This window comes from Nocardia xishanensis NBRC 101358, from assembly GCF_001613365.1.
GTDB lineage: Bacteria > Actinomycetota > Actinomycetes > Mycobacteriales > Mycobacteriaceae > Nocardia > Nocardia xishanensis.
Genome location: NZ_BDCF01000024.1, coordinates 11,988 through 34,499, shown reverse-complemented (window position 1 = coordinate 34,499; position 22,512 = coordinate 11,988). Strand labels below are relative to the sequence as shown.

The 22,512-nt window shown below is 68.4% G+C and carries 22 protein-coding genes and 1 pseudogene; 7 read left to right on the top strand and 16 right to left on the bottom strand.

Features of this window, described 5'->3' with window-relative positions; genetic code table 11:
* Positions 1-42 precede the first annotated feature (42 nt).
* The gene (locus NX1_RS20035; RefSeq protein WP_068061733.1) at positions 43-1,092 is read right to left on the bottom strand and encodes a fused (3R)-hydroxyacyl-ACP dehydratase subunits HadA/HadB; all 1,050 of its coding nucleotides are present in this window, start codon (positions 1,090-1,092) and stop codon (positions 43-45) included.
* 126 nt (positions 1,093-1,218) lie between these two features.
* Here NX1_RS20035 and NX1_RS20030 point away from each other — a divergent pair, with 126 nt between their 5' ends.
* The 5 genes from NX1_RS20030 to NX1_RS37445 all read left to right on the top strand — a co-directional run bounded on the left by NX1_RS20030 (position 1,219) and on the right by NX1_RS37445 (position 3,442).
* The gene (locus tag NX1_RS20030; RefSeq protein WP_068061581.1) at positions 1,219-1,428 is read left to right on the top strand and encodes a hypothetical protein; all 210 of its coding nucleotides are present in this window, start codon (positions 1,219-1,221) and stop codon (positions 1,426-1,428) included.
* 152 nt (positions 1,429-1,580) lie between these two features.
* Positions 1,581-2,408, top strand: coding sequence for an alpha/beta fold hydrolase (locus NX1_RS20025; protein WP_068061577.1), 828 nt, complete (start codon positions 1,581-1,583; stop codon positions 2,406-2,408).
* Between the two features lie 145 nt (positions 2,409-2,553).
* Positions 2,554-3,105: a serine hydrolase domain-containing protein gene (locus NX1_RS37455; RefSeq protein WP_068061574.1), complete on the top strand. Its 552-nt coding sequence runs from the start codon at positions 2,554-2,556 to the stop codon at positions 3,103-3,105.
* Entirely contained in the window at positions 3,078-3,242 is a 165-nt protein-coding gene (locus tag NX1_RS37450; protein ID WP_218024151.1) for a hypothetical protein, read from the top strand. Before NX1_RS37455 ends, NX1_RS37450 begins: the two co-directional genes overlap by 28 nt.
* Positions 3,239-3,442, top strand: a complete 204-nt coding sequence (locus NX1_RS37445; protein ID WP_068061572.1) for a hypothetical protein — start codon at positions 3,239-3,241, stop codon at positions 3,440-3,442. Before NX1_RS37450 ends, NX1_RS37445 begins: the two co-directional genes overlap by 4 nt.
* Positions 3,443-3,648: 206 nt before the next feature.
* On the opposite strand, the gene nuoN is transcribed toward NX1_RS37445, so the two are convergent.
* From nuoN to NX1_RS19945, 15 genes and pseudogenes are all read right to left on the bottom strand, one after another.
* Positions 3,649-5,268: an NADH-quinone oxidoreductase subunit NuoN gene (gene nuoN, locus NX1_RS20010; RefSeq protein ID WP_068061569.1), complete on the bottom strand. Its 1,620-nt coding sequence runs from the start codon at positions 5,266-5,268 to the stop codon at positions 3,649-3,651.
* Complete coding sequence (locus NX1_RS20005) at positions 5,265-6,887, bottom strand: NADH-quinone oxidoreductase subunit M (RefSeq protein WP_157119881.1); 1,623 nt, start codon at positions 6,885-6,887, stop codon at positions 5,265-5,267. The genes nuoN and NX1_RS20005 overlap by 4 nt, the downstream gene beginning before the upstream one ends.
* Positions 6,884-8,770: an NADH-quinone oxidoreductase subunit L gene (nuoL, locus tag NX1_RS20000; RefSeq protein WP_068061563.1), complete on the bottom strand. Its 1,887-nt coding sequence runs from the start codon at positions 8,768-8,770 to the stop codon at positions 6,884-6,886. The genes NX1_RS20005 and nuoL overlap by 4 nt, the downstream gene beginning before the upstream one ends.
* A 1-nt stretch (position 8,771) precedes the next feature.
* The gene (gene nuoK, locus NX1_RS19995; RefSeq protein WP_036536861.1) at positions 8,772-9,071 is read right to left on the bottom strand and encodes an NADH-quinone oxidoreductase subunit NuoK; all 300 of its coding nucleotides are present in this window, start codon (positions 9,069-9,071) and stop codon (positions 8,772-8,774) included.
* On the bottom strand, positions 9,068-9,889 hold the full coding sequence (locus NX1_RS19990; protein ID WP_068061560.1) for an NADH-quinone oxidoreductase subunit J: 822 nt from the start codon (positions 9,887-9,889) through the stop codon (positions 9,068-9,070). Before NX1_RS19990 ends, nuoK begins: the two co-directional genes overlap by 4 nt.
* An 8-nt stretch (positions 9,890-9,897) precedes the next feature.
* A complete protein-coding gene (gene nuoI / locus NX1_RS38050) occupies positions 9,898-10,413 on the bottom strand; it encodes an NADH-quinone oxidoreductase subunit NuoI (RefSeq protein ID WP_245668596.1) in 516 nt (171 codons plus the stop codon).
* Between the two features lie 78 nt (positions 10,414-10,491).
* Positions 10,492-11,787 (bottom strand): annotated as a pseudogene (gene nuoH / locus NX1_RS19985) (NADH-quinone oxidoreductase subunit NuoH); the annotation flags it as partial.
* Positions 11,780-14,263: an NADH-quinone oxidoreductase subunit G gene (locus NX1_RS19980; RefSeq protein WP_068061557.1), complete on the bottom strand. Its 2,484-nt coding sequence runs from the start codon at positions 14,261-14,263 to the stop codon at positions 11,780-11,782. The gene NX1_RS19980 and the pseudogene nuoH, both read right to left, overlap by 8 nt.
* A complete protein-coding gene (gene nuoF, locus NX1_RS19975) occupies positions 14,260-15,585 on the bottom strand; it encodes an NADH-quinone oxidoreductase subunit NuoF (protein ID WP_068061554.1) in 1,326 nt (441 codons plus the stop codon). The genes NX1_RS19980 and nuoF overlap by 4 nt, the downstream gene beginning before the upstream one ends.
* Positions 15,582-16,292: an NADH-quinone oxidoreductase subunit NuoE gene (gene nuoE, locus NX1_RS19970; RefSeq protein WP_068061551.1), complete on the bottom strand. Its 711-nt coding sequence runs from the start codon at positions 16,290-16,292 to the stop codon at positions 15,582-15,584. The genes nuoF and nuoE overlap by 4 nt, the downstream gene beginning before the upstream one ends.
* Positions 16,289-17,587, bottom strand: a complete 1,299-nt coding sequence (gene nuoD / locus NX1_RS19965) for an NADH dehydrogenase (quinone) subunit D (protein ID WP_068061729.1) — start codon at positions 17,585-17,587, stop codon at positions 16,289-16,291. Before nuoD ends, nuoE begins: the two co-directional genes overlap by 4 nt.
* An 83-nt stretch (positions 17,588-17,670) precedes the next feature.
* Positions 17,671-18,450: an NADH-quinone oxidoreductase subunit C gene (locus tag NX1_RS19960; protein WP_174555498.1), complete on the bottom strand. Its 780-nt coding sequence runs from the start codon at positions 18,448-18,450 to the stop codon at positions 17,671-17,673.
* The gene (locus NX1_RS19955; protein ID WP_068061547.1) at positions 18,447-19,001 is read right to left on the bottom strand and encodes a NuoB/complex I 20 kDa subunit family protein; all 555 of its coding nucleotides are present in this window, start codon (positions 18,999-19,001) and stop codon (positions 18,447-18,449) included. Before NX1_RS19955 ends, NX1_RS19960 begins: the two co-directional genes overlap by 4 nt.
* A 47-nt stretch (positions 19,002-19,048) precedes the next feature.
* A complete protein-coding gene (locus tag NX1_RS19950; protein WP_373864890.1) occupies positions 19,049-19,423 on the bottom strand; it encodes an NADH-quinone oxidoreductase subunit A in 375 nt (124 codons plus the stop codon).
* Between the two features lie 517 nt (positions 19,424-19,940).
* Positions 19,941-20,351, bottom strand: coding sequence for an Rv3143 family two-component system response regulator (locus NX1_RS19945; RefSeq protein ID WP_068061540.1), 411 nt, complete (start codon positions 20,349-20,351; stop codon positions 19,941-19,943).
* 136 nt (positions 20,352-20,487) lie between these two features.
* On the opposite strand from NX1_RS19945, the gene NX1_RS19940 reads away from it, so the two are divergent.
* The gene (locus NX1_RS19940; RefSeq protein ID WP_068061537.1) at positions 20,488-22,029 is read left to right on the top strand and encodes a hypothetical protein; all 1,542 of its coding nucleotides are present in this window, start codon (positions 20,488-20,490) and stop codon (positions 22,027-22,029) included.
* A gap of 3 nt (positions 22,030-22,032) precedes the next feature.
* Positions 22,033-22,476, top strand: a complete 444-nt coding sequence (locus NX1_RS19935) for a hypothetical protein (protein WP_068061535.1) — start codon at positions 22,033-22,035, stop codon at positions 22,474-22,476.
* The last annotated feature ends 36 nt before the right edge of the window (positions 22,477-22,512 follow it).

Genomic DNA, 22,512 nt, shown 5'->3' with positions numbered 1-22,512 from the left:
GGGAGGACGATCGTTCGCGCGGATCGGCATTCCGCCCCGAGACTATGCGAGACGCACGTCCGCGGTGGCGAGGCCGAAGATTTTGCGCCCGGCGGACTTCGCGACGATCACGACGACAGCGGTCCTGGTCTCGGGGTCGACCGACTTGATTCGGCCGGTGAACTCCACGTTCCCGGAGGCGGCGGATTCGACGACCGTGTAGTTCGAAAGCCGGACACCGTAGCGGGTGATCGCGCCCGGGTCACCGAGCCATCCGGTGACGAATCCCGCTCCCAGGCCCATGGTGAGCATGCCGTGCGCGATCACATCGGGAAGACCGGCGAGCGCGGCGACCTGATCGTGCCAGTGAATCGGGTTCGCGTCACCGGAGACTCCGGCGTAATTCACCAGATCCCCCCGTGTCACACGAGCGGTTCGCACGGGAAGCTCGTCACCGACCGCGATGTCGTCGAATCGGAGTGCGGTGCGTGGCGTACGCGTCCGGGAGAACTGGGAGAGCTGAAGGCCGGTCTCCGGAGCCGTCACCAGCGGCCCGTCCCCATCGGCGGGCGCGGTCGCGTTTCGAGAGGCCGCGTCCATTCCGTGCATGATCACCCGGTCGATCGCGTCGGTGATGCCCGCGTCGACATCCTCACCGGTGATGCCGACGACGGTCGTGTGCATGATCTGCACGACGTCACCGCTTCGATCGGTGAAGGTGTTGGTGATCGTGAGCAGGTCCTTGCCCGCGATACGGCGAACCGAGGTGAGTTCGACGTCACTGACCAACCGGTCGCCGGTGAGCACGGGCTTGTATATCTCGAAGACCTGATCGGTCTGCACGAACACGTCGTAGCCGACCATGATGGTCTCGAGTATCCGGCGGTTGGCCAGCATGGCGGCGGTCGAGATGAACGTGGTCGGCGCGACCAAACCGGCGTATCCGAGTTCGTCGGCAGCGGCTTCGCTCCAATGCGCAGGGTGGAAGTCCTGCACGGCGCGCGCGTACTCGCGAATCTTCTCGCGTCCCACTTCGTAGTAGTCATCCGTGCGATAGCGATATCCCACGAGCTCAGCCACGTCGAACGTTGCTTCCACCAAGCCGCTCCTCATCAAAATTCCTACGGTGCTCGCCACTAGTATCCCCGGAGCCGAATTCACGCCACCGGGGTGCCGATTCTTGTGAAATCCCGATCACACCGGCGGTCGAAGGTCGCCGGGCTTCATTACTGTGGCGTCGTGGGGTGTGCGGAATACGGTCCGGGTGATGTCGTCTATTTTCCGGAGGGGCCGTTCAGCGGTGTCTGTGGGGTCGTGCGGGAAGTCGACGCCCGCCGTGAAGAACTACGCATCGACTTCGGCGAGGGGATCGTTCATCGCGAAGGAGGGGTCCTGCGGGAGCGGCGGCACCGCATGACCGTCGGATTCGACGAGGTCGAGCTGGTCTGAGAAGGCGTCGGCGGGCGCGACGACACCCAGTGGACAGCACGGCTGCGCCGGTTGTGACACCCGACGCGCACCTTGTCTCCGCGGCCGCGATGAGTTTCCCGTGCCCCCGCCGTCCACACAGGCGAAGGACGCGTCCACATCAAGGAGACCTCATGACCGTCAGCCCCGCTTCCGTCGCCCGCACCGTCGATTTTCCCGACGTCAGCCTCTACTACGAGGTCCGAGGGGACGGTCCGCTCATCGTCCTGGCCGGTGCGCCGATGGCCGCCGCGGATTTCGCGCCGCTGGCCGACCTGCTCGCCACCGACCACACCGTGCTCACCCTCGACCCGCGCGGACACGGCGGCAGCGCGCTCACCGATCCGCACCGGGACTCCACGCCCGAACTGCGCGGCGAGGATCTGGCCCGGCTGATCGAGCACCTCGGCATCGGACCGGCGGTGGTCCTCGGGTCGAGCGGCGGCGCGGTGAGCGCGCTGGCCCTGGTCGAGGCCCATCCCGATCTGGTCACCACCGTGGTCGCGCACGAGCCGCCGCTGATCGAGCTGCTCGACGACCGCGCCGAGCTGCGCGCAGGCACCGAGGACATGATCGCCACCTACGGCGCGGGCGATGTACTCGGCGCATTCCGGAAGTTCCTCGCGCAGGCGAACATTCACCTGCCGGAACCGGTGCTCGTGCAAATGTTCGGCGGCGACCGCGATCCGGCCCAGGCGGCTTCCGAGCGCTACTGGTTCGACCACGAACTGCTCGGCACCGTCGGTTGGCGGCCCGATCTGGACACGCTGCGTACGAGCGCGACGCGCATCATCATCGGCATCGGCGCCGACTCCGCCGGACAGCTCTGCGACCGCAGCAGCCGCGCGCTGGCCGCGGCGCTCGGCCTCACACCCACCCTGTTCCCCGGCGATCACACCGGATTCATCGGGGAAACTTCGGCATTCGCCACCTACTTGCGCGGCGTGTTGCGCGCGGGCTGACAGGCTGTCAGCCCGCTGTCGGTGCGCTGTCAGCGCCGGTCGGCATCGTCATGGGCGTTCCACGAAGCGGGAAGGAAACGCCCAATGTCCGGTGTCACGCTGTCCGAGTTCGTCGAAGTGACCGCCACGCAGTTCGGTATCCCCGGTGTCGCGGTCGGGGTGCTGGTCGACGGCCGGGACGTCTTCGCCCGAACAGGCTCTCGCGGAGCTGATCCTCGCGCCGCTCGGGCTGACGAACAGTTTCTTCGCGCAGCACGAGATCACCGCCCGTCGGTTCGCCGAGGGCCACAATGCCGAAGCCGACGGTTCGCTGACGGTCGCGCGGCTGTGGCGGCCGTCGCGAGCGAACAACGCCGGCGGGGGACTGGCATCCTCGGTAACCGACCAATTGCGTTGGGCTCGTTTCCATCTCGGTGACGGCGGCGCGGCACTGCCCACCGATGCCCTGCTCGCCATGCGTCGTCCGACGGTCGCGCTGCGGGCGAGCACACTCGGCGACGCCATCGGCATCGGCTGGTTCCTGCGCGACATCGACGGCGTGCGGACCATCGGTCACGGCGGATCCGGCAACGGGCAATTCGCCGAACTGCTCATCGTCCCCGAACGGGACTTCGCGCTCGTCGTGATGTCGAACGCGGGACCGGAGGGCATCGCCTGCAACAGGCGATCGTGCGCTGGGCGCTCGAGCACCACCTAGGGATCCTCGACCGCGACCCCGAACCGTTGCCCTACGACCCGTCGCGCGCCGCGGAACTGATCGGCGCCTACGCCATCGACGCGATGACCCTCACCATCGCCGCCGACGAGACGGGACTGAACCTCGCCGTCGCGTGAAACCGGAGATTCGCGCGGCATCGGACCAGGAAGTGCCGCCGGACTACCCGGCGGCCGCCATCGGCCTGCTGCCCGGCGACGAATACATCGTCACCGCCGGAGGGCTGCGCGGACACCTCGGTTACTTCTCCCGCGACGAGAGCGGCGCGGTCGTCGGCATCGACCTCGGGGGACGGTTGTTCGCGCGCGTCGGCGCGTGAGCCGATCCCTGCGGACCGACGAGTGACCGCACCATCTTCGGGCCGTCGAACTACGGCAACGGCGCGTACGCCATCATCGAGGCGTTCCCGAACGGCGACCGGCTGTTCAACAGCATCGGCGGTCCGTTCCGGACGAAGCTCGACAAGCAGCGCACGAGAAGGGGGCCCCGGCCGATCATTCGGCCGGGGCCCCACGCGTCGGACGATCAGCGCACGAGGGTGGACGCTTGCTCGGCCAGATCGAGCAGCCACTGCGGCAACAGACCGAGCACGATGGTGGCCGCGGCGGTGAGCAGAACGATCGCCCGGGTGAGCGGGGGAGTGACCACCACCGGGGCGTCGGACGGGGAATCGGTGAAGAACATCAGCACGATCACGCGGATATAGAAGAACGCCGCGATGGCACTCGAGATGACGCCGATGATCACCAGCGTGACGGCATCGCCGGACACGGCCGCCTCGAACACGGCGAACTTGCTGACGAACCCGCTGGTGAGCGGCAGACCGGCGAAGGAAAGCAGCAGCAGCGCGAACACCGCGCCCAGCCACGGGGAACGACGGCCGAGCCCGGACCACCGCGCCAGCGCCGTCGCCTCCTCACCATCGGTTTCGCGGACCAGGCTCACCACCGCGAACGCGCCGAGGGTGCCCAAGCCGTAGGCGACCAGATAGAACAGCACCGCCGCGATGCCCGCCTCGTTGGCGGCCACCAGGCCGACGATGATGAAACCGGCGTGTGCGACCGACGAATACGCCAGCATCCGCTTCACATCGGTCTGGGTCACCGCGAGCACCGCGCCGACGACCATCGTCGCGATCGCGACCGCCGCGAGCACCGGCCGCCAGTCGTCCCGCAACCCCGGCACCGCGATCTGCAGAATGCGCAGCATCGCGCCGACCGCCGCGATCTTGGTCGCGGCCGCCATGAACGCGGTGATCGGCGTCGGTGCGCCCTGATAGACGTCGGGCACCCAGGACTGGAACGGCACCGCGCCGATCTTGAACAGCAGTCCGACCGCCAGCATCGCCAGGCCGAGCAGGGCCAGCATCGCCTCGGACGGATGCGCGGCGATCGCGTCGGCGATCCCGCCGAGCCGCACGGTGCCCGCCTGGCCGTACAGCAGCGCGACGCCGTAGAGGAAGAACGCCGACGAAAACGCCCCGAGCAGGAAGTATTTCAGCGCCGCCTCCTGCGAGAGCAGCCGCTGGCGCCGCGCCAGTCCGCACAACAGGTACAGCGGGAGCGACAGCACCTCCAGCGCGACGAACATGGTCAGCAGGTCGTTCGAGGCGGGGAAGAGCATGAGGCCGCCGACCGCGAGCAGCGTGAGCGGGAAGACCTCGGTGGTTGCGATACCCGCGCGGATCGCGGCCCGCTCGTCGGCGCTGCCGGGAACCGCCGACGCCTGCGGCGTGAACGCGTCCGCGCCGCGCCCCACGGTCGCCGCGGCCAGGCTCCAGGTGCCCGGCCCCGATCGCGCCTGCGTGCGTGGCTGCCCGCCGCGTTCCGCGATGAACAGCACCCCGAGGATCGACACCACCAAAATGGTGCCCTGCAGGAACAAGGTCACACCGTCGACCGCCACGGCGCCCGCTACTGCGGTGGACTCCGTGCCCGCCAGGCGGACGACGGCCGCCAGTGCGGCGGCGAGACCGGCCAGGCTCAGTATCAGCTGGGTGCCGTAGCGATACCGGCGCGCGACGAACGCCTCGACCAGCACCGCGGCGACGCCGACACCGAACACGATGAGCATCGGGGAGAGCAAGCCGTATTCGATGCTCGGCGTGGCCACGGTCGCGGCGAGGGGGATCGGATGCGTGGTCACTTGTGCCCGCCTTCCTGAAGATTCGCCGCGCCTGCCTCGGGCGCCGGAACCGTCGGCGCGGGATCGTGGCGGCCGATGGTGGTCAGGGTCTGGCTCACCGCCGGATCGATGAAGTCCAGCACCGGTTTCGGATAGAGGCCGAGGAACAGCAGGGCCGCGATGAGCGGCGCGACGACGGCCAGCTCACGGGGCACCAGATCGTAGAGGTTCTCGTTGCCCTTCTTGACCGGGCCGGTCATCATCCGCTGGTACAGCCAGAGCACGTAGACCGCGGCGAGCACCAGCGCGCTGACAGCGACGATCGCGGCCACCTGGTAGCGGGTGAAAGTGCCGATCAGCACGAGGAATTCGCTGACGAAAGGAGCAAGGCCGGGCAGCGACAGCGTCGCCAGACCGGCGATCAGGAACGTTCCGGCGAGTACCGGCGCCACCTTCTGCACCCCGCCGTACTCGGCGATGACCCTGGTGCCGCGCCGCGAGACGAGGAACCCGGCGATCAAGAACAGCGCGGCCGTGGAGATGCCGTGGTTGATCATGTAGAGCGTGGCGCCGGTCTGCCCCTGACTGGTCATGGCGAAGATGCCGAGGATGATGAAGCCGAAGTGCGAGATCGAGGTGTAGGCGATCAGCCGCATCACATCGGTCTGGCCGATCGCCAGCAGCGCACCGTAGACGATGCCGATCACCGCGAGCGTGATCACCAGCGGCGCATAGGTTCCCGATGCGTCGGGGAACAGCGGCAGGCAGTAGCGCAGCATGCCGAAGGTGCCCACCTTGTCGACCACCGCCATCATCAGCACCGCGCTGGACGGTGTGGCGGCGACAGCGGCGTCGGGCAGCCAGGTGTGCAGCGGCCAGAGCGGAGCCTTCACGGCGAAGGCGAACATGAACCCGAGGAACAGCGCGTTGAGCACCGCGGGACCCGCACCGAGCGCACCGGAGTTGGCGGCCGCGACCACGGTGCGGAAGTCGAAAGTGCCCGCACCGTTGGCGCCGAGGCTGTCGCGCGCCGTCACCACGTAGAGACCGATCACCGCGGCCAGCATGATCAGCCCGCCGAACAGGTTGTACAGCAGGAACTTCACCGCCGCCCGCGAGCGCTGCTGGCGCAGCTGCACATCCGCCGTCCGCGGTCCGAAGCCGCCGATGAGGAAGTACATCGGGATGAGCATCGCCTCGAAGAACACGTAGAACAGCAGGATGTCCAGCGCCACGAAGGAGACCAGCACCATCGCCTCGACGAGCAGGATCAGCGCCATATAGGTGTGCGCCACCCGCTTGCCGGAGCCCGCCGCGCGATCGTCGTGCCAGCCCGCCAAGATCAGCAGCGGCATCAGCGCGGCGGTGAGCAGCACCAGAACCAGCGCGATGCCGTCGAGGCCGAGGGTGTATCCGGCGCCGAAAGACGGGATCCACTCGTGCGATTCGACGAACTGGTACTGCTCCCCGCCTGGATCGAAACGCACCGCGAGCGCGACGGCCACCACCAGCGCCGCCAGCGAGAAGGTCAGTGCCACACCGCGCGCCAGTACCCGCCGCGTCGCGGGCAACACCAGCACGACGACCGCGCCGACGACCGGAAGCAGCCAGAGGGTGCTCAACCAGGGATATGTAGTCACCAGATCCTCACCGCCAGCAGGGCGGCGGCCACCAGGGCCGCGCCGGTGAACATGGACAGGGCGTAGGACCGCACGAATCCGGACTGGACCCGGCGGACGCGGGCCGAGAGCCCGCCGATCAGCGCGGCCGTACCGTTGACGATGCCGTCGATGCCGCGGTTGTCGACGAACACCAGCGACCGGGTGAGGTGCTGGCCGGGCCGCATGAACACGCCCTCGTTGACCGCGTCGCCGTAGAGATCGTTGCGAGCCGCGACGGTCAGCACGGACACGTCCTCCGGCGCGGTTTCCGGGATCTCACGCTGCACGTACTGGTTGTAGGCGACGGCGACGCCGACCACGACGACGCCGAGCGCGAGGGCGGTGACCACGCCCGCGGGCACGACCTCCTCGCCGTGGTGCGCGCCGACCACCGGCTCCAGCCAGTTCACCAGCGCGTCGCCGAACACGAACACCAGGCCGGAGGCGAGCGAGCCGATGGCGAGCAGGATCATCGGACCGGTCATGACCATCGGCGCCTCGTGCGGATGGGTGTCCGGCTTCCAGCGGCGCTCGCCGAAGAAGGTCATCAGCATCACCCGCGTCATGTAGAACGCGGTGAGTCCCGCGCCCAGCAGGGCGGCCGTGCCGAGCGCCAGACCAGCCGCGCCGCCCTCGCCGAAGGCCACCTCGATGATCTTGTCCTTGGAGAAGAAGCCCGCGAACGGCGGCACGCCGATGATGGCGAGGTAGCCGATACCGAAGGTGACGTAGGTGATCGGGAGCAGCTTGCGCAGTCCGCCGTAGTGGCGCATGTCGACTTCGTCGTTCATCGCGTGCATCACCGAACCCGCGCCGAGGAAGAGTCCCGCCTTGAAGAAGCCGTGGGTGAGCAGGTGCATGATCGCGAAGGCGTAGCCGGCCGGGCCGAGGCCCGCGGCGAGGACCATGTACCCGATCTGGCTCATGGTGGACGCGGCCAGCGCCTTCTTGATGTCGTCCTTGGCGCAGCCGACGATCGCGCCGAACAGCAGCGTCACCGCGCCGACCAGCACCACTGCCAGCTGGGCGTTCGGCGCGAGATCGAAGATCGCGTTGGACCGCGCGATCAGGTAGACGCCCGCGGTGACCATGGTGGCGGCGTGGATGAGCGCCGAGACCGGTGTCGGGCCCTCCATCGCGTCACCGAGCCAGGACTGCAGCGGCACCTGCGCCGATTTGCCGCACGCGGCCAGCAGCAGGAACAGGCCGATCGCGGTGAGCGTGCCCTCGCTCGCGCCCGGCGCGGCGGCGAAGACCTCGCCGAAGCCGATCGAGCCGAACGTGGCGAACATCGTCATCATGGCCAGCGCAAGGCCCATGTCGCCGACCCGGTTCACCACGAAGGCCTTCTTGGCGGCCGTTGCGGCGGAAGGCTTTTCGTACCAGAAGCCGATCAGCAGGTAGGACGCGAGACCGACGCCCTCCCAGCCGAGGTAGAGCACCAGGTAGTTGTTGGCCAGCACCAGCAGCAGCATCGCCGCGAGGAACAGGTTGAGGTAGGCGAAGAACCGCCGCCGATCCGGATCGTGGCTCATGTACCCGATCGAATACAGGTGGATCAGCGAGCCGACACCGGTGATCAACAGCGCGAAACACATGGACAGCTGGTCGATCTGGAGACCGAAGTCCACCTGGAGGCCGGTCACCGGCACCCAGCTGAACAGGTCGGCGTGCACGGCTCGCTCGGCGCTCTCGCGCCCGAGCATGACCACGAACGCCCACACGGCCACGCCGAAGGAGGCCAGCGCGGCCAGGCAACCGAGCAGATGGCCCGATTTGTCGGCGGTGCGCCCGAGCAGCAGCAGTACGACGGCCCCGGCCAGCGGCAGCGTGGGCAGCAGCGTCAGTATCGCGGTATCCACGTCAGAACTTCAGCAGGTTGGCGTCGTCGACCGAGGTCGAACGGCGGGCGCGGAAGATGGTCATGATGATGGCCAGGCCGACGACCACCTCGGCCGCGGCGACCACCATCGTGAAGAACGCGAACACCTGGCCGTCCAGGTTCGCGTGCATCCTGGCGAACGTGACGAACGCGAGGTTCACCGCGTTGAGCATCAGCTCGATGCACATGAACACCACGATCGCGTTGCGCCGCAACAGCACTCCGGCCGCGCCGATCGTGAACAGCAGGGCGGACAGGAACAGATAGTTCTCGGGGTTCACCGGGTGCCTTCCTCGTCGGCGTGGTCGTGGCCGTCGGTCTTCGCGTCGCCGGAGCCGGAGCCGACCGAGATGACGGCGGCCTCGGTCAGCGCCCTGGTGCGGCGGTGCCGCAGGATGGTGCTGACCGACAGCTCCTCGAACGAGCCGTCCGGCAGCCGGGCGGGGATGTCCACGGCGTTGTGCCTGGCGTAGACGCCGGGCGTCGGCAGCGGGGTGGCGCGGCTCGTGCCGTCACGGAACCGCCTGCGGGACAGTTCGCGCTGATCCAACCGCGGGCCGAAGCGTTCCCGGTGCGCGAGCACCATGGCGCCGATGGTGGCGGTGATGAGCAGCGCGCCGGTGAGCTCGAAGGCCCACACGTACCGGACGAAGATCAGCTCGGCGAGTTCGCCGATCACGTCGCGCCCGGCGAAACCCGTGGCGGGGAAGCGGATTCCGGAGTTGCGGACGCCGGTGGCGATGCCGGTGACGAACAGGATGCCGAAGCCGAGCCCCACCGCGGCGGCGGCGAAACGCTGGCCGCGCAGGGTTTCCTTCAGCGATTCCGCGGAGTCGACGCCCACCAGCATGAGCACGAACAGGAACAGCATCATCACCGCGCCGGTGTAGACCACGATCTGCACCACACCCAGGAACAGCGCGTCCTGGGCGATGTAGAACACGGCCAGCGTGATCATGGTCGCGGCCAGGCAGATCGCGGAGTGCACGGCCTTGGCCGCGAAAACCATGCCGAGCGCGCCGAGCACAGCGAGCGGGGCCAGTATCCAGAACTGCACGGCCTCACCCGTGGATGTGCGGGTCAGTGGCTCGGCGGCCATCAGTATCGTCACCGCGCCCCTCCTTCCGCGCCTGCTGTCGCGGGCTGCTTCTCGTCGGATTCGGTGGCCGCGCCGGGGACGGTGCCGCGGTAGTAGTCGCCCTCGGTCGTGCCGGGGTGCATGGCGTGCGGCGGCGCGGTCATGCCAGGCTCCAGCGGCGCGAGCAACCGGTCCTTCTCGTAGATGAGGTCGGCCCGGTTGTCGTCGGCGAGTTCGTACTCGTTGGTCATGGTGAGCGCCCTGGTGGGGCAGGCCTCGATGCACAGTCCGCAGCCGATGCAGCGCAGGTAGTTGATCTGATACACGCGGCCGTAGCGTTCTCCGGGGGAGAAGCGCTCGGTCTCGGTGTTGTCGGCGCCTTCGACGTAGATCGCGTCGGCGGGGCATGCCCAAGCGCACAGTTCGCAGCCGATGCACTTCTCCAGCCCGTCGGGATGACGGTTGAGCTGGTGGCGACCGTGATAGCGGGGCGCGGTCGGCACCTTGTGCTCCGGGTAGAACTCGGTGTTCGGCTTCTTGAACATGGTGAGCGCCGTGACCGCGAAACCCGAAAGCGGTTCCAGCGGATGGCCCTTCGTCGCGTCGATGTGGCGGACGTCGGCAGGCATCGGCGGTGTCGGGAAGCCGAGGAAGACGCCGTGGCCGCTCGGCGCGTGCTCGTCCGTCGCGTGCTCGTCGACCAGCGGCGCGGCACCGGGGCGACGCCCGGCCCGCAGGAACATGCCGATCATCATGGCGGTGATCAGTACGCCCGCGACGATCATGGCGGCGGTCGCCCAGGCGAAGCCCTCGTTATCGAGCATCCGTGCCGCGGCGACGAGCATCACCCACAGCAGCGACACCGGAATGAGCAGTTTCCAGCCCAGACCCATGAACTGGTCGTAGCGCAGCCGGGGCAGCGTGCCGCGCAGCCAGATGAACACGAACAGGAACGTCCACACCTTGGCGGTGAACCACAGCAGGCCCCACCATCCCGTGTTCGCGCCCGGCCACATGTTGATCGGCCACGGCGCGTGCCAGCCGCCGAGGAACAGCGTGGTCGCCAGCGCCGAAACCGTTGCCATGTTGACGTATTCGGCCAGCATGAACATGGCGAACTTGAGCGAGGAGTACTCGGTGTGGAAGCCGCCGACCAGTTCGCCCTCGGCCTCGGGAAGGTCGAACGGGGCACGGTTGGTCTCGCCGACCATCGACACGCAGTAGATCAGGAACGAGGGCAGCAGCAGGAAGACGTACCAGGTGCCGTACTGGGCGGCGACGATGCCGGAGGTGGCCATGGTGCCCGCGTGCAGGAACACCGCGGCGAAGCACAGCGCCATCGCGATCTCGTACGAGATGACCTGCGCCGTCGAACGCAGGCCGCCGAGCAGCGGGTAGGTCGAGCCGGACGCCCAGCCCGCCAGCACGATGCCGTACACGCCGATCGAGGTGATGGCGAGGATGTACAGCACGCCGACCGGCAAGTCGGTCAGTTGCAGCGCGGTGCGCTCGCCGAGGATGGAGACCTCACCACCGAACGGGATCACCGCGAAGGCCATGAAGGCCGGGATGGCCGCGATGATCGGCGCCAGGATGTAGATCGGTTTGTCCACGATGGCGGGGACGATGTCCTCTTTCAGTGCCATCTTCACGCCGTCGGCGATGCTCTGCAGCGAGCCTTTGGGACCGACCCGGTTCGGGCCGATGCGCATCTGCATGCGCGCCACGATCTTTCGTTCCGCCAGCACCGCGATCATCGGGGTGAGCAGCAAGAAGACGAAGATCGCCACGGATTTCGCGATGACGAGCCACAGGGGATCGTGGCCGAAGAGGGCGAGCGTGTCAGAACCGGCGGCGGTAGCTTGCGTAGCCACGGAGGGCCCCACGGTCGCCGTGACGAACAGAGCCGGATCACTCATGGCGGTGTTCCTTCATCCTCTCGTCGGCGCGGCGTACCTGCACGACGCCGCCCGGCTGGGTGGCCAGTTGTTCGGGCACCGAGCTGCCGGGCGAATTCAGCGGCAGCCAGACCACCCGATCGGGCATCTCGGTGATGAGCAGCGGGAGCGTGAGGGTGCCGCGCTCGGAGCTGACGGTCACCGGATCGTGGTCGGCCGCGCCGATTTCGGCGGCGGTCGCGGGCGAGAGCCGGATCACCGGCGGACGGGCGACACCCGCCAGATTCGGCTCGCCGTCCTGCATCCGGCCCCGGTCGAGCAGCATGCGCCAGCTCGCCAGCACCGCGGCGCCTTGCCCGGGCTGGGTGATCGGATGCGGCCGGTGCGCGGGCGGCGCGACGGGCTGTCCGTCCCATGCGCCGAGCTCCGCGAGCTCGGCGCGGGCCGCCGCGGTGTCGGGCAGGCCGAGGCGCACTCCCATCTCGTCGGCGATGGCGTGCAGCACCCGTTGATCGGAGAGCGGCGCGGCGGTGCGGCGCACGGTGGATTCGCCGAGCGCGGCGTCGAACCGGCGCGGCCTGCCCTCCCAGGTGCGGAAGGTGCCTGACTTCTCCATGGCCGTGGCCACCGGGAAGACCACGTCGGCGCGCTCGGTGACGGCGCTGTGCCGCAATTCCAGGCTGACCACGAAGCGGGCCGCGTCGATGGCGGTCAGCGCGGCGTTGGAGTCGGGCAGATCGGCGATGTCGACGCCACCGACGACGAGCGCGCCGAGTGTGGGTGCGGCGTCCAGGATGGCGGCGGTGTCGCGCCCCGCGGTCACCGGCAGCTCGTCCACGTTCCAGATCGTGCGAACCTGTTGTCTGGCGGAAGGATCCGCCACCGGCCGCCCACCGGGCAGCAAGCCGGGGAGCGCACCCGCTTCGACCGCGCCGCGCTCGCCGGCGCGCCGCGGCACCCAGGCCAGTGCGGCGCCCGTCTCCTCGGCCAACCGGACGGCGGCCGACAGCGCACCGGGCACGCCCGCCATGCGCTCACCGATCATGATCACCGCGCCCGGCGTGCGCAGCCTGCCCGCGGCCGCGACCACGGCCTCGAATTCCGGTCCGCCGAACGGGATCTCGCCCGTGCGCAGCGCATCCATGAGGTGCGGCTCGGCTCCGGGCACAGCCGGGATCAGCGTGCCCGACATGCGTTCCAGTCCGCGCGAGGCGTACGGCGCCAGCGAGTAGACGGGCACGCCGCTCTTGCGGGCGGCCTTGCGCAGCCGCAGGTAGACGATCGGGGACTCCTCCTCCGGCTCGAAGCCGACGAGCAGCACGATCGATGCCCGCTCCAGGCGGTCGTAGTCGACGGTGACGCCCTGGCCCGCCACCCTGGCCGCGAGGAAATCGGCCTCCTCCGCCGAGTGCGCGCGGCTACGGAAGTCGATGTCGTTGGTGCCCAAGGCGATTCGCGCGAACTTCGAGTAGGCGTAGGCGTCCTCCTCGGTCACCCGCCCGCCGACGAGCACACCGGCGCTGCCGTGCGCGGCCGCCAGCCCCTCGGCGGCCGCGGCGAGCGCTTCGGACCAGGACGCGGGATGCAGACTGCCGTCCCATCCGCGCACCAGCGGGGTGGTGAGGCGATCGCGCTCGGTGGCGTAGGCGAAGGCCCAGCGCCCCTTGTCGCAGTTCCATTCCTCGTTGACCTGAGGGTCGTCGCCCGCGAGCCTGCGCAGCACTTTGCCGCGGCGGTGATCGGTGCGCTGCGCGCAGCCCGAGGCGCAGTGCTCGCACACGCTGGGACTGGAGACCAGATCGAAGGGGCGGGCGCGGAACCGGTAGCTGGTGCCGGTGAGCGCGCCGACCGGGCAGATCTGCACCGCGTTGCCGGAGAAGTACGAGTCGAACGGCTCGGCCTGGGCGGTGCCGACCTGTTCGAGCGCGCCGCGGTCCATCAGCTCGATGAACGGGTCGCCCGCGACCTGCTGGGAGAACCGGGTGCAGCGGGCGCACAGCACGCAGCGTTCCCGGTCGAGCAGCACGGCCGTGGACAACGGAATCGGCTTGGGATAGGTGCGTTTCACGCCGTCGAACCGGGTCTCCGGGCGGCCGGAGGACATGGCCTGGTTCTGCAGCGGACACTCGCCGCCCTTGTCGCAGACCGGGCAGTCCAGGGGATGGTTGATCAGCAGCAGCTCCATCACCCCCTCCTGCGCGCGCTCGGCGGCGGGCGAGGTGAGCTGGGTGCGCACGATCATGCCGTCGGCCACGGTCTGGGTGCAGGACGCGACCGGCTTGCGCTGGCCTTCCACGTCGACGAGGCATTGGCGGCAGGCGCCGACCGGTTCCAGCAGCGGATGGTCGCAGAAGCGCGGAATCTGGATGCCGATCAATTCCGCGGCGCGGATCACCAGGGTCCCCGCGGGCACGCTCACGGACGTGCCGTCGATGACGACGGTGACGAGCTCGGCGTTCGCGAGCTCGCTGGTATCGCTGTTCACTGTCGCCGTCATCGTGCCCCTTCTCCTGCCTCGGCCCAGGCCGTCGAGCGCGCGGGATCGAACGGGCAGCCGCCCGAGCGCAGATGTTCGATGTACTCGTCGCGGAAGTACTTCAGCGAGGAGAGAATCGGGCTGGCCGCGCCGTCGCCGAGCGCGCAGAACGATTTGCCGTTGATGCTGTCGCTGATGTCGAGCAGCTTGTCCAGATCCGATTCGGTGCCGCGGCCCTCCTCCACTCGCTTCAGCAGCTGGACGAGCCAGTAGGTGCCCTCACGGCAGGGCGTGCATTTGCCGCAGGACTCGTGGGCGTAGAACTCGGTCCAGCGCAGCACCGCGCGCACCACGCAGGTGGTGTCGTCGAAGATCTGTAAAGCCTTGGTGCCCAACATGGATCCGGCGCCCATGACGCCCTCGTAGTCGAGCGGCACGTCCAGGTGCTCCTCGGTGAACAGCGGGGTGGACGAGCCGCCCGGCGTCCAGAACTTCACCCGGTGGCCGACGCGTACGCCGCCCGCGTAGTCGAGCAGCTCACGCAGCGTGATGCCGAGCGGCGCCTCGTACTGGCCTGGCCTGGCCACGTGGCCGGACAACGAATACAGGGTGAAGCCGGGCGACTTCTCGCTGCCCATCGAGCGGAACCAGCTCGTGCCGTTGAGGATGATGGGCGGCACGCTGGCGATCGACTCCACGTTGTTGACCACTGTCGGGCAGGCGTAGAGGCCGGCGACGGCCGGGAACGGCGGCCGCAGCCTCGGCTGGCCGCGGCGACCCTCCAGCGAGTCGAGCAGCGCGGTCTCCTCGCCGCAGATGTAAGCGCCGGCGCCGGCGTGCACGATCAGATTCAGGCTGTACCCGGAGCCGAGGATGTCGCGGCCCAGATAGCCCGCTTCGTACGCCTGGGCGACCGCGGCCTGCAACCGGCGCAGCACCGGAACCACTTCGCCGCGTACGTAGATGAAGGCGGTCGCGGCGCGGATGGCGTAGGCGGCGATGACGACGCCCTCGATCAGCGCGTGCGGCGTGGCCAGCATGAGCGGAATGTCTTTGCAGGTGCCGGGTTCCGACTCGTCGGCGTTCACGACCAGGTAGTGCGGTTTCACCGCGCCGTCGGGGCCGGGACCCTGCGGGATGAAGCTCCACTTCATACCGGTCGGGAAGCCCGCGCCGCCGCGGCCGCGCAGTCCGGCGTCCTTGACGGTCTGGATGACCTGGTCCGGTTCCATGCGCAACGCCTTGCGCAGCGCCTGGTAGCCGTCGTGCCTGCGGTAGGTGTCGATGGTCCAGGACCGCGGGTCGTCCCAGTGCTTGGTGAGCACCGGTGTCAGTGCGGTCATCGCAGCTCCTCCCCGTCCGGCCGCGGCGCGTGCATCTCGAGGTCGTTGGCCACCCGCAGACCGGCCACGGTCGGCGCGCCCGCCGCCCCGTCGAGCACGCCGGGACGTTCGTCGGGGAAGCCCGCCAGGATTCGCGCGGTCTCCCGGAATGTGCACAGCGGCGCGCCGCGGGTCGGTGTCACCTGCTTCCCCGCACGCAGCGCGTCGACCAGAGCGCGGGCCGATTCCGGCGTCTGGTTGTCGAAGAACTCCCAGTTCACCATCACGACCGGCGCGAAATCGCAGGCGGCGTTGCACTCGATGTGCTCGAGGGTGATCGACCCGTCCTCGGTGGTCTCGCCGTGGCGCAGGCCGAGGTGGGTCTCCAGCGCTGCCAGGATCGCGTCGCCGCCCATGACCGCGCAGAGCGTGTTGGTGCACACGCCGACGTGGTAGTCGCCGGTGGGCATGCGCCGGAACATGGAGTAGAAGGTGGCCACCGCGGTCACCTCCGCGCCGGTGAGGCCGAGCTGGTCGGCGCAGAACTCGATGCCCGTGCCCGAGACGTGACCCTCTTCGGCCTGCACCAGGTGCAGCAGCGGCAGCAGCGCCGAGCGCGGGTGCGGGTAGCGGGCGATGATCTCCGCCGCGTCGGTCGCCAGCCGCTCGCGCACGTAGGGCGGGAAGGGCTCCGGCCGCGCGGAGAGCTTCAGCAGGATTTCGGTCATCGGTCGACACCACCCATCACCGGGTCGATGCTGGCGACGGAGGCGATGACGTCGGCGACCATGCCGCCCTCGCACATCGCCGCCACCGCTTGCAGATTCGTGAACGAGGGATCGCGGTAGTGCACGCGGTAGGGCCGGGTGCCCCCGTCGCTGACCATGTGCACGCCCAGCTCGCCGCGCGGCGATTCGACCGCGATGTACACCTGACCCGCCGGCACGCGGATGCCCTCGGTGACCAGCTTGAAGTGGTGGATGAGGCCCTCCATCGACGTGCCCATGATGCGGCCGATGTGCTTGGGGGAGTTGCCGAGTCCGTCGGGGCCCAGCTGCAGGTCGGCGGGCCAGGCCAGCTTCTTGTCCTCGATCATCACCGGTCCGGGCCGCAGCTTGTCCAGGCACTGCTCGACGATCTTGAGCGATTCCTTCATCTCCTCCACCCGGATCAGGTAGCGGCCGTAGCAGTCGCAGCCGGTGGTGGTGGGAACGTCGAATTCGTAGTTCTCGTAACCGCAATAGGGCTGCGCCTTGCGCAGGTCCAGCGGCAGGCCGGTGGCGCGCAGCACCGGGCCGGTGATGCCGAGAGCCATGCATCCGGTCAGGTCGAGGTAGCCGATGTCCTGGGTGCGCGCCTTCCAGATGGGGTTCTGGGTGAGCAGATGCTCCATGTCGCGCAAGCGTTTCGGCAAGAGGGCAAGCAGCTCGCGGACCTTGGTGACGCCGTCCTCCGGCAGGTCCTGGGCCAGGCCGCCGGGGCGGATGTAGGCGTGGTTCATCCGCAGACCGGTGATGGTCTCGAAGACGTCCAGGATGAGTTCGCGCTCCCTGAATCCGAACAGCATCGGGGTGAGCGCGCCCAGTTCCATGCCGCCGGTGGCCAGCGCGACCAGGTGCGAGGAGATCCGGTTCAGCTCCATCAGCAGCACCCGGATGACGGTGGCGCGTTCGGGGATCTGCTCGGTGACGTCGAGCAGCTTCTCCACGCCGAGGCAGTACGCCGTCTCGTTGAAGAACGGGGACAGATAGTCCATCCGGGTCACGAAGGTGACGCCCTGCGTCCAGTTGCGGAACTCGAGATTCTTCTCGATGCCGGTGTGCAGGTAGCCGATGCCGCAGCGAGCCTCGGTGACGGTCTCGCCCTCGATCTCCAGGATGATGCGCAGCACGCCGTGCGTTGACGGGTGCTGCGGCCCCATGTTGACGACGATGCGTTCTTCGCCCGCGCCCTCGAGGGTTTCGGTGACGGTGTCCCAGTCCTGACCGGCGACGGTGACGACGGTCGGCTCCGATGGGTTCACGGCGTGCTCCCGCTTTCGGTCAGCAGCGGGTTCGCGCCCGGAGTCCGTGGTGTCGACGCCGGGCTGAGTATCGATGTCGTTCACTAGCTGTACGCCCTCCGCTCGTCGGGCGGCGGGATGCGCGCGCCCTTGTATTCGACCGGGATCCCGCCGAGCGGGTAGTCCTTGCGCTGGGGGTGGCCACGCCAGTCGTCGGGCATGGCGATGCGGGTCAGCGACGGATGACCGTCGAAGAGGATGCCGAAGAAGTCGTAGGTCTCCCGCTCGTGCCAGTCGGTGGTGGGGTACACCGAGTACAGCGACGGGATGTGCGGATCGGCGTCGGGCGCCGAGGCTTCGACGCGCAGCCTTCGGCTGTGGGTGACCGACATCAGGTGGTACACCGCGTGCAGTTCGCGGCCGGTGTCGTGCGGGTAGTGCACGCCGTTGACGCCGAGGCACAGTTCGAAACGCAGTGCGGCGTCGTCGCGCAACGCCTGCGCGACGCGCGGCAGGTGCTCCCTGCGCACGTGCAGGGTGAGTTCGCCGCGGAAGACGACGATCTTCTCGATCGCGGTCTCGAACGGGGTTCCGGTGGCTGCCAGCGCGGTCCGCAGCGCGTCGACGAGTTCGTCGAAGTAGCCGCCGTAGGGCGCCGGCGTGCTGCCGGGGAGGGTGACGGGACGGACCAGGCGACCGTAACCGGACGTGTCGCCGGTGCCGGAGATCCCGAACATGCCGCGGCGCACGCCGATGACCTCCTCGCCCGCCGGCTCGGGTTCGGCCTCCGGTGGCAGCGTGCCCTCGGGCCCCGCGGTCGCGGCGGCGTCGATTTCCGACTGAGGCGTGCTGGTTTCGGTGTTCTCGGGGGAGTCGAAGGTCATCGCAGCAGACCCTCCATCCGAATGGTCGGGGTCGATGCGAGCGCCGCTTGCTCGGCGGCGCGGATCGCCTCTTCGCGGTTGACGCCGAGCGGCATCTGCTGAATCTTCGCGTGCAGTGCCAGGATCGCGTTCAACAGCATTTCCGGGCGCGGTGGGCAGCCGGGCAGGTAGATGTCGACCGGCACCACATGGTCGACGCCCTGCACGATGGCGTAGTTGTTGAACATGCCGCCGGAGGAGGCGCAGACGCCCATGGCGAGCACCCATTTCGGCTCGGTCATCTGGTCGTAGACCTGCCGGAGCACCGGCGCCATCTTCTGGCTGACGCGGCCCGCGACGATCATCAGATCGGCCTGGCGCGGCGAGGCGCGGAAGGCCTCCATGCCGAAGCGGGCGATGTCGAATCGTCCTGCGCCGGTGGCCATCATCTCGATGGCGCAGCAGGCGAGACCGAAAGTGGCAGGCCACAACGAACCCTTGCGCAGATATCCGGCGAAATCCTCCACCGTGCTCAGCAGAAAGCCGCTGGGCAGTTTTTCCTCGAGACCCATTTCCGACTAACTCTCACTTCCACTGTGCGGGTGAAACCTGGTGGCGATCAGTCCCAGCTGAGTCCGCCGCGGCGCCACTCGTAGGCGTAGGCGACCGAGACGTTGAAGATGAACAGCGCCATCGCGGCGAGACCGAAGACACCGAGCGCGTCGAAGTGGACGGCCCACGGGTAGAGGAACACGATCTCGATGTCGAAGATGATGAACAGCATGGCGGTGAGGTAGTACTTCACCGGAAAGCGCTGTCCGGTAACGTTTCCCGGCCCGCCCGCGACGGCGTGCGGAGTGGGCTCGATGCCGCACTCGTAGGCCTCCAGCTTGGCCCTGTTGTAGCGCTTCGGCCCGATCAGAGCGGCCAAGAGGATGGAAAAGACCGCGAATGCCGCGGCGACCGCGCCGAGCACCAGGGTCGGCAACTCCATGTTCACGACTGCACTTCCCCTCCTGCGAGCCCGGGGCTCCCTCGACGGCGGCTGGTGGCAGCTTCCGAGGCGGGCTGACGTCGTTGTCCGCCTTGGCCAGACTCGCCCCATGGCCTCGCTCGGCGGGCCGTGCGCCAGGGAGATCGGACTCGGCCGGTCTCATACCTGCGCTCTCGCCCATGTGAGCTACGGCACAGCCTACAACTGATACGACTGGCCGCGACTCCTTTGGGCCCGAATGTTTGATCGAATTCAGAACTACGATTTATGACTGATGTGGGGTAATCGACCGCCTTCGTCACGTGACGAACGGGACCGTTGTCCCAGCTGCGCGGGCACGGCGAAGCTACCGACGGGTATCGACAGTGCCGATGAGTTGCTCGCGCCGGTGGCGGCGCCCCGTTCGACGAACTCGCGTCCGCGGTGATTGCCGGACGCTATTGGTGACGATTGCTAATCGGTCGCCGGGCGGGCGTACGCGCGCTCTGGCAACCCGATGATGACGTTCATCGATGAATCAGGCGGCGGTGCGGTTGCGCAGCAGCGTGACGACGGCCTCGGTGAGCCGGATCGGATCGATCGGATGCGCGACCGCGGCCTCGGCCCGCGACCAGGTCGCCAGCCAGGCGTCGTCGGGACGACCGGTGAGCACCAGCACCGGAGGGCACTGCGTGATCTCGTCCTTGAGCTGCTTGGCGATGCCGAGCCCGCCCGCGGGCGTCGATTCGCCGTCGAGGATGGCGAGGTCGATGCCGCCCTCGTCCATCCGCTCGATGACCACCGGTGCGGTGGCCACCTCGAGGTAGTCGAGATCGGGTAGCTCTGGGTGCGGGTGTCTGCCCAGCGCCAGCATCACCTGGCGCCGGGTATCGGCGTCGTTGCTGTAGACCAGCACCCGCAGCGGGGTGGAACGAGTCGCGTCGGCCACGCAGGGATGGTACGTCCGGTGCGGTCCGCGCCGTGGCAGGTTCGCGCAGATCGGTGCCCGCGTCGTCGCGAACGAGCCATGAGAGGACAAGGTAATCGCAAGCGGCCCATAAGAATTTGGCGGTAGCATCCGGCGAATGCGGGGAGATCTCACCCCGGTCCTCGTCGACACCGACGTCTGGACCGACGACATGCTTGGCCAGGCCGGGATACCGGTCATCGACGTACCGTTCGTGACGATCGGCAGCGGAATCGGGTCGTTCATCGCCTTCGACACCCTCCGGATCTACGGCGTCCCCGCGCGGTCGATCGCGGTGCTCGGCCCGCAGGACGTGCCGTGGTCCGGATACGAGTATTTGACGCGGGTGTCGCAGATTCCGCGCGCCGAGCGACTGCGCAGCGATTCCGGCAGCACTCCCGAGAACATCTGGGGCTTCCCGTCGTACGCGGTGCGCGAGGCGATTGCCGACAAGTCGCCGGCTGCGCTGTGGAACGTGCTCACCGAGCCGATTCTCACCAACTACTACACGCCGCGTGCCGGGCAGGTGTTCGCCGCGATGGAGCGCGAGTACCACCGCGTCGACTACCCGCGTTCGCTCTACAAAGGTCAGGTCAGGATGGTGCGCAAGCGCCACGGCGGCGGCTACTACACCATCCTGACGCCGCCCGACGGTGCGACTCCGACCAAGCGGGTGGCCTTCCGCAGCACGTATGTCCATGTGGCCGTCGGCTATCCTGGCCTGCGGTTGCTGCCCGACCTGCAGGCCTACCGTGAGCGCTTCCGCGACCCCACCCGGGTGGTGAACGCGTACGAACCGCACGAGCACGTGTATCAGGCGTTGCAGCGAAGACCGGGGACGGTCATGATCCGTGGTGCCGGGATCGTGGCGAGCCGCGTCTTACAGCGATTGATCGACGATCGCGACAAGCACCGGCTCAACACCCAGATTCTGCATCTGTTCCGCACCTACGTCGCCGGTTCGCACGGGCCGAGCGTGTTCATGCGTCGTAAGGGCGCCGACGGATGGGCCTACCAGGGATTCAACTGGCCGAAGGGCGCCTGGGGCGGACAGCTCAAAGCGAAGCTGCGCGGACTGGAAGGGGAGGAGCGCGCCGCGCTGTACAAGATGCTCGGCGGCACCAACACTCCGGTGCGCAAGAGCTGGCAGGAGCAACTGAAGCGCGGCCGGGCCCAGGGCTGGTACCAGGTAATGGCGGGGAGCGCCCGCGATCTGCGCCCTGCCGAGGGGAGGGCGGGCGTGGTGACCACCATCGAGCCGGACGCGCAGGCTCCCTTGCCTTTTCGGCCGCCGACGCAACCGTTCGAGACCCACGCCGACTACATCATCGACTGCACCGGTCTAGAGGCCGACATCCGCGAACACCGGCTGCTCGCAGACCTGCTCGACCATGCGGGGGCGGGCCGCAACCCGGTCGGCAGGCTGGACGTGGACCGCACGTTCGAGCTGATCGGCACCCGCAGCGGCGCGGGGCGGATGTATGCCGCGGGCAGCGCGACGCTCGGCGGCTACTACGCGGGCGTCGACTCGTTCCTGGGCCTGCAATACGCCGCACTGGAAATGGCGGACGACCTCGCCGCGCTCGGATTCTGCCCGCGCCTCGGCCCGCTGCGCTCGGCGCGGCAGTGGTGGCTGTGGGTCAACGACAAGAAGATCTGACCGATGACTCCCACATTGAACGGGCGAATCCAGACCCGTGTGTTCGTGCTCGGTGCGCTCGGCCTGCTGGTGGCGCTGTTCATCACGCCGCTGCTGCCGACCGGGTCGCTCTCGCTCGGGCAGTCGTATCGGGTGACGCTGTCGGTGCTGCTCGCGGTGATCCTGGTCGGCGTGCTCTGGGAGCTGCTGTACCACTTTCTCCAGCAATTCCGATGGGAGAAGGACTGGCCGACGTTGTTCGGGCTGCTGACGATCGTGAACGAGGGGCTGCTGATCTGGCTCCTGCTGCGCACCACAACGATCGTGCTGCCCGAGCATCTGCGGCCTTCGGCGGCGGCGTTCCTGATCCACTTCGTGGTCACCTGGATCGTGTTCTGGCTCTTCGTGAACGGGCCGATCCGGTTGTTCTTCCACCGCTGGCGGTACAACGGAGGCAGGTTCCTGTAAGGGGCGGCGCGCCGGCCCGAACGGGAACGGACGCCG